General features: G+C 37.7%; 8 protein-coding genes. 3 read left to right on the top strand and 5 right to left on the bottom strand.

Features of this window, described 5'->3' with window-relative positions; all coding sequences use genetic code 11:
* From mobC to mobA, 3 genes are all read right to left on the bottom strand, one after another.
* The coding region (gene mobC, locus HMPREF9074_RS06740; protein WP_034540072.1) for a conjugal transfer protein MobC at nt 1-1,664 on the bottom strand (1,664 nt) is incomplete at its 3' end.
* 65 nt (nt 1,665-1,729) lie between these two features.
* Nucleotides 1,730-3,067, bottom strand: coding sequence for a conjugal transfer protein MobB (gene mobB / locus HMPREF9074_RS06735; protein WP_009389058.1), 1,338 nt, complete (start codon nt 3,065-3,067; stop codon nt 1,730-1,732).
* A gap of 25 nt (nt 3,068-3,092) precedes the next feature.
* A complete protein-coding gene (gene mobA / locus HMPREF9074_RS06730; RefSeq protein WP_009389060.1) occupies nt 3,093-3,518 on the bottom strand; it encodes a conjugal transfer protein MobA in 426 nt (141 codons plus the stop codon).
* Between the two features lie 573 nt (nt 3,519-4,091).
* Here mobA and HMPREF9074_RS06725 point away from each other — a divergent pair.
* Genes HMPREF9074_RS06725 through HMPREF9074_RS06715 form a run of 3 tightly spaced genes read left to right on the top strand, consistent with a single transcriptional unit; the run spans nt 4,092 to nt 5,799 of the window.
* Nucleotides 4,092-4,850, top strand: a complete 759-nt coding sequence (locus tag HMPREF9074_RS06725; protein WP_034540070.1) for a ParA family protein — start codon at nt 4,092-4,094, stop codon at nt 4,848-4,850.
* Between the two features lie 11 nt (nt 4,851-4,861).
* On the top strand, nt 4,862-5,245 hold the full coding sequence (locus HMPREF9074_RS06720; RefSeq protein ID WP_009389064.1) for a DUF3408 domain-containing protein: 384 nt from the start codon (nt 4,862-4,864) through the stop codon (nt 5,243-5,245).
* Between the two features lie 2 nt (nt 5,246-5,247).
* The gene (locus tag HMPREF9074_RS06715) at nt 5,248-5,799 is read left to right on the top strand and encodes a hypothetical protein (protein WP_009389066.1); all 552 of its coding nucleotides are present in this window, start codon (nt 5,248-5,250) and stop codon (nt 5,797-5,799) included.
* 4 nt (nt 5,800-5,803) lie between these two features.
* Here the strand turns inward: HMPREF9074_RS06715 and HMPREF9074_RS06710 are convergent, their stop codons facing one another.
* Nucleotides 5,804-6,322 (bottom strand): hypothetical protein, encoded by a 519-nt coding sequence (locus HMPREF9074_RS06710; RefSeq protein ID WP_009389068.1) that lies wholly within the window; start codon nt 6,320-6,322, stop codon nt 5,804-5,806.
* Nucleotides 6,323-6,330: 8 nt separating this feature from the next.
* Nucleotides 6,331-6,672: an STAS-like domain-containing protein gene (locus HMPREF9074_RS06705; RefSeq protein ID WP_009389070.1), complete on the bottom strand. Its 342-nt coding sequence runs from the start codon at nt 6,670-6,672 to the stop codon at nt 6,331-6,333.
* Nucleotides 6,673-6,678 lie beyond the last annotated feature (6 nt).

Here is a 6,678-nt window from a genome sequence, read left to right as displayed (position 1 = left end):
ATGGAGGTAGAGGTATCATTGCGGTTAATCGTAGTAGATTGCCTTTTCTGTAATACCTTTCCAAAACGTTCAGAAAGGGTTTTAGCTGTTTCTCCTACTACCTGTCCGCTAAAAATATTCCCCACAGTATTTTGTATCACCTTGCTTTCCTTATCGCCATAATCACGAGTGAGCTGTGAATAATCTTGGAAACCTAAACAAACGGCTACTTTATTGCTTCGGGCTGTAGCTATCAAGTTGTCCAAGCCTCTGAAATAAATGGTAGGCAACTCGTCAATAATCACAGAGGATTTGAGCTGTCCTTTCTTGTTGATGAGCTTTACAATACGTGAATTGTACAACCCTAAAGCAGCTGAATAGATGTTCTGCCTATCAGGATTGTTGCCTACACAAAGGATTTTAGGTTCTTTGGGATTATTGATATCCAATGAAAAATCATCACCTGTCATCACCCAATAGAGTTGAGGCGAAATCATTCGGGAGAGCGGTATTTTAGCACTGGCTATCTGTCCTTGTAGCTGGTCTTGTGCACCTCCTTGCCAAGCATCCATAAAAGGCGATAGATAGTTCTCAAGTTCGGGGTACGAGGTGAGAATAGTAAAAACATCGGCATAAGGCTTGTTCAATAGCTCAATGGCGTGTGGAAAAGTACAGTACTTACCATCCTTGTAAATCTTCAAAAACCAAATAATAGCAGCCAAGAGAATGATAGGTGACTCTACAAAGAAATCACCTTGCTTTTGGATCCACGAGCGGTTAAGGTTGAGCATAATGGTATAAGCAGATTCATAAGCATCGGAAATATCACTCATAAAGTTCGGGTTGATAGGGTTGCAACGATGACTACGGCGAGGATCATCAAAGTTTATCACATAGAACTTGGGCTTTACCTTATACTTGTCTAAGTTTTTTAGCAAGTGATTATAGGCAATGGTAGAGAGGTCATCAAACTTAAAGTCGTAGATGTACATTGCAAAACCCTTTTCAATTTGTTGTTTGATATAGTTGTTCACAATAGCATAAGACTTACCAGAACCAGGAGTCCCCAGCACTATGGTTGCCCGAAAGGGATTTACCACATTGATCCAACCTTTGTTCCACTTCTTGTGGTAGTAGAACAAAGTAGGTAGATTCACAGAATACTCGTTTTTCATCAGTCGAGTTTCCTGCATAAACGACTCGTTTTCATTGTTAAAAACATCATCTAAAAGGTTGTCTTTTAACAAGCGACTCATCCACGAACCTGCCATAAGAAGAGCTATGTAGCCCAAAGATAGGGTAAGGATATAGAAAAAGGCAACCACTGAAGCAGGAAGTCGCAAGTACAAAATCCAAAAGTTACCAAAGTAAAGAGCGACTCCTACTCCCAGAGCGATGTAAATCTTTCGCCAAGTAATTTTGTCGTTTTTTACGCCTGTTGTTCCCAAACAGCTCAGGGCTAAGAGCAGGAGGGCAAAGCATTTGGTGTATAGCGGGTGAGAGAACAGTCCTGCTGTTCGTTGGAAGTTGGTCAAGATTCTATCTACTACGGCTAATATCCACTTTTCGCCTTGGAAAAAGCCATAACAATACCAATAGAGGTGCATTAGTACTATGAGAATACTTACTGCACGCATAAAAGCCATAATCTTGGCTAATGCTCTTAAATCATCATCGTTTTGCATATTTGTTTCTGTTTTTAGTGTTTGTCAATATTTTATACTTAGCTATGTCAGCTCACTGGCCACACCTAAGATTTGTTTTTCATTTTTCGCCGTTTGGCAGTAGCACGTTTCATTCTTCTGGTAAAATCCTCTTCTTCGTAATCTACCCCTTGATCATCCAAAGAGAAAAGAGTAAAGAAAGCATTTAAGGCAGAGTCCTTACCAAAATCCTCTTGGTAATGTGTCCAAGAAGTGTCAGAGAAAGTATCCTCTTCAACAGTATTAGTATTGTCGTGATTTTTACTTGCATAAGGAGTTACAGACCGCATATTTACCTGAGAGGTTAAAGCCGTAGCAGGCTCTTCTAACGATTTTAGCCACTGATGAAAAACATTGGCAGAAAACTCCTTCCCCAGCTGAGATCCATTATACACACATCGGCTGTTGTGGTCGATAAAGGTTACCCCGTAGGTTCTCCCTTCTTTGTTTTCACGAAAGACGACCTCTATCCCTTTAGCCTTTAGTTCTTGAACAAATTCACTTTTGCTATGAGCTGTTTCTTTAGAAAAGGTGATATGTGCCTTTAAGGAAGTGGTGTCTTGTCCTTTTAAGTGATCTTGTTCCTTTTGTAAATGTTTTTCGATATAAGGTAAGCATAGTGTTTTGCCGAGCTTGGAGGCTTTAAAAGGATGGCTCGCCTTATTGCCATTTTCATCCAATACTACATATACCAAGCCCTTTTTAGGAATACCTTGCAGTTCGCCTTCTACCTTTTCTACCGCTATGTTAAACTGATTGAGCAAGGCGTTGAACGTTCCTAACGAGGTAAAATGATAGTGTTTTAGCAATTGTTTTACAGTATGAATCAACTCCTTTTTAAGGTCGTTTTGTCGGTAATCTAAGGGTATTAATTTAGACAAAGGCAAGAGCTCATCATCTGTTAGCTGTGAATCATTGGTGATAGCAGGGATAAGTTGGTATTTTGTTTCCAACTCTCGGCATACTTTCATTGAACGTATTTTTTCAAAAGTATCAGGAATTTTCTTGCCTTGTTCATCTATCCCCAGCGATACGATGTGAATGTGTTTGCGCTCAATATCCGAATGTTTGTAAACCACAAAAGGTTGGTCGCCAAAACCCATCTGTTGCATATAGTCAGTAGCCAACTTTACAAAGGTCTCATCACTCACCTTATCATTAGGATCGGGGTTGAGGGAGATGTGTAGGATAGGTTTTTCTGTCCTTATGTTGGCATAGAGATAAGGTGCAAAGGAGCGAGACACTTCCGAAATGCCCACATTTCCTTGCAGAGGTCGTATCACTTTTTGAGCGTATAACACCTCACCCTGCCCTTTATCCACCTTGTTGTGATTGTACAAAAGTACTCCTAACAGCTGCCCTCCTCGATGTATTTTTGCTATCATAAGTCGCTGTTTTCGTCTTAAAAACTTACTTTAGTTTTTGCTCTATTTGCTGAGAAAGCTCTAATATTTGTTTGCAGATAGCAATCAATTGGGTAGTTTCTTTCTCTAATTTATAGAGGTAAGCAGCTGCTTTCTTCTCCGAAAAATTACGGTAGAGTATCTTTACAATCTGATTGTAATTGACCCCTACCGAACGAAATTGCGCATAGAGTTCAGTGAGTTTGGTGTAATAATCTAAAGCAGATTTATCAATTTTCACCACTTTTATCTCTCGGTTAAAAAGCAAAGAGGTGATAAAATGTGCTTTGACTTTCATTCCTGATTGCTCGAAAAGCGAGAGAAACTGATTGTTTTCTTCTTCATTTAATCTAAAGACATATCTAAAAGAAGCAGGATTTATCTTTTTATTCCTACCTATGGGGCGTTTGTGAGTTGTTTTCTGTAAGGTCATATAAATTCAGTGTTAGTAAAAAACCACGACTTCGGAGTGTGTTTTAAGCTCCCTGCAAGGGCAAGTGGTTTTGAGGTGCCTACACGCCTAATGCGTGCCTCAAAACACAACTTGCTCTGTTCGGGTGAACAGAAAATTCTCCCTAACGGTCGAATTTTAATTAGCTATAAAGAGAGAAATTAACACTACGAGCGGGTAAAGTGATTTCAGGGTGCAAAACAAGTCATTTCTTAGCAAAGGATTTGTATATAACACAAAGCCAATCACTTCCTTATAAAGCCATTTACAACCCTACATAAGGCTATATGTATATTTGTATGTTCCTTTGCACCCGCATACCAAAGCAAGTATGTACAAAAGTAAAAATGCAATTAGGTAGCTATGTAGCTACAAAGCTATAAAGCTACAGACGTATGTACATACGCAAGTAATTAGATAATTAGTCAATTACTTATGTGAGTAAATACTTACTTATAGAGGTAGTTAGATAATTGGCTAATTACAGATAGTTGTATTTGAATAGCTATACACTTATATACTTACTGAATTACAAACATATTTAAACACATATATATGACATCTATGACAAAATTCATTAGCTTTTCCACCCAGAAAGGAGGGGTAGGAAAAAGCACTTTTACTACCTTAGTAGCCAGCTTGCTACATTACCGAATGGGCTACAATGTAGCAGTGATGGATTGTGATTATCCACAATACAGCCTACACCGAATGCGAGAACAAGACCTCAAAACAGTGATGAACAACGAGCATTTTAAGAAAGCTGCCCATAGACAGTTTAGTGAGCTAAACAAAAAGGCATACCCCATAATACAATGTAAGCCTAATGAAGCCCTTGAAAAGGCACAACAGCTCATTGCAGAGACTCCTTTCCCTATAGAGGTTATCCTTTTTGATATGCCAGGGACAGTAAACACCGCAGGAATATTGACCCTGTTGGCTCAAATGCATCACATTTTCTCACCTATCACTGCCGATAGAGTGGTGATTGAAAGTACTTTGAGTTTTACTGAGGTACTTTCCAATATCATCGCTAAGAATACCGAAAGTACTATTAAAAGCGTGCATTTATTTTGGAATCAGGTAGATGGGAGAGAAAAATCGCCTTTGTATAAGATTTATGAGCAAGTGATTGCTGATTTAGGTTTGAACCTGATGCAAGCCTACATATCTGATAGCAAGCGTTTCCGAAAAGACGGCACAGAAAACCAACGATTGGTATTCCGTTCTACCTTAATGCCTGCTGATGAGAAGCTGATGAGCGGTTGCCATTTGGACGACTTTATTGATGAGTTGGTACAGATTATTCAATAAACCCTAAAGATATGAAGACAGTAAAACCTATAGACGAAAACGAACTAATGGAGCTAATGGCAGGCAAGCAACCCACGCCTGCCCCTGCCATTGCTACGGCTCCAATAGAGACAGAGAAAGCACCCCAGAAACCAGCTCCTACCAAGAAGAAAAAGGCAGAACTCTATGAGTATGAAAGTTATTTTTTTGAGCAGGGAGAGACTTCAGCAAGGGAAGGGAAATCGGTGTATATACGCCCTGAGTTTCACCAGCGAATAGCCCGCATTGTACAGGTGATAGGAGAAGATAAGATCAGTCTGTACAACTATTTGGATAATGTGCTCAAAGCGCATTTCGAGCAGTACCAAGAAGAAATTACACAGAGTTTTGAACAGAAATACAAACCTATATTCTAACAATGGAAAAGATTATCATTTTACTACTTATCGTGGTGATTTTGTTGTTGCTATCGGACAAAATGCCTATAACACTTTCTAAAAAGAGAGCTCCCCAACCTAAAGCTACCCCTATACCCAAAACAGCTCCTCTAACATCGGTAATGGGAGAAAGCAGGTTTGTGCCTCCTGCAAAGGTAGCTACTACAGCTATCCCCTTAACAGAAAAAGAGCAACAGGATATTCTGACAGAATGGGAAGAGGAACCTACCATAGACCTTGAAGATGAAGAAGAGGATTTACGCAGCTATCGAACAGAGGAAGAGGACAATGATTTTGCTACGGGGCTTTCATTTGAGGACTTGGAAAAGGTAGCTACTTTCCTCTCTGAGGACAAAGAAGAGGTAACTGCTGACAACATAGAGCTACTGCAAAAGGTAGAGGGCACCAGCCTATTAGAAGCCATAGAAAAAGCCTTACCCCAAGCGACTCTTAAAGTAAGCGTACTCTTGGAGAAGGCGTTGCCTAAAACTGTGGAGAGTAAAATGGAGTTTGATATTAGGGAGTTTGTGTGAGAGATTATCCTTCGTATTTAAAAATTTCTTCTAATACAAAACTATGGGTTTCTAAGATTTTTTGATTAATAAGTTTTTCATATGTTTTTTTATTACATAGTTTATGTTCATCATTAGATAATGTTTCTGTTAAATTATCTGTCAGAAAATCAATTTTGTCGCTAATATTTTTATGTAATAAAGGAGCTATTTTTTGAATAAATATCAAAAAATTCCTTCTGATATATGAAGATTGCTCTTTTGTAAAAGAAATTAGTTCCATTTTTTCATTATCATTTAATGAATCAGATTTAATTCTTTCTCTTAAAGAGGAAATTTCATCAAAATATTTCTCAATAACTTCCATTTTAGGAGTAATAATTAAGTCTTTTAGCAATTGTATATTTTTATCTTTTTTATCTTTTTTGTTCTGATAGAAAAATATATACCACCCAAGAAAAAGAGTTAATAGAGCAATAATAACATTAGCTATATTAGACAATTTTTCTATATTATCCCATATCCTAATCGAAATCAGCAACATAGCAATTTTTATTTAGTTAATGCATTATTAGCCCTTAAAATTCTATCAACAGCTTCTTCCAAATCTTCATTAATGTCATAACGCTCGCTATTATTAGAAAATTTAACTTTTTGATAAAACTTCTCCTTCCCCAATTTATTCACTATATTAAACAAAAACTCTTCCAAAAAAGAAGGGTTTATAGACATTATTTCTGGAGGTATAATGATTGTCAAATTATCAGAGTCCGACCCATTAGTGAATAAAGAATCTATTTTTGTTTTTTCTCTAATTTCTATACCTCTATCTCTTCCGGTAAAAACCTTAGAACCTTTTACTTTGTAGTCATTTAAATCTATTGTTAAGTCCATAAATTC

Source organism: Capnocytophaga sp. oral taxon 329 str. F0087 (assembly GCF_000213295.2).
Classification (GTDB): Bacteria; Bacteroidota; Bacteroidia; order Flavobacteriales; family Flavobacteriaceae; genus Capnocytophaga; species Capnocytophaga leadbetteri_A.
The sequence above is the reverse complement of the archived record's forward strand: the minus strand, read 5'-3'. Positions and strand labels throughout refer to the sequence as shown.

Excerpts from the sequence above, each read along its gene's own strand:
- HMPREF9074_RS06710 (WP_009389068.1), bottom strand. The coding sequence starts at position 6,322 with ATGTTGCTGATTTCGATTAGGATATGGGATAATATAGAAAAATTGTCT.
- mobA (WP_009389060.1), bottom strand. The coding sequence starts at position 3,518 with ATGACCTTACAGAAAACAACTCACAAACGCCCCATAGGTAGGAATAAA.
- HMPREF9074_RS06720 (WP_009389064.1), top strand. The coding sequence starts at position 4,862 with ATGAAGACAGTAAAACCTATAGACGAAAACGAACTAATGGAGCTAATG.
- mobB (WP_009389058.1), bottom strand. The coding sequence starts at position 3,067 with ATGATAGCAAAAATACATCGAGGAGGGCAGCTGTTAGGAGTACTTTTG.
- HMPREF9074_RS06715 (WP_009389066.1), top strand. The coding sequence starts at position 5,248 with ATGGAAAAGATTATCATTTTACTACTTATCGTGGTGATTTTGTTGTTG.
- HMPREF9074_RS06725 (WP_034540070.1), top strand. The coding sequence starts at position 4,092 with ATGACATCTATGACAAAATTCATTAGCTTTTCCACCCAGAAAGGAGGG.
- HMPREF9074_RS06705 (WP_009389070.1), bottom strand. The coding sequence starts at position 6,672 with ATGGACTTAACAATAGATTTAAATGACTACAAAGTAAAAGGTTCTAAG.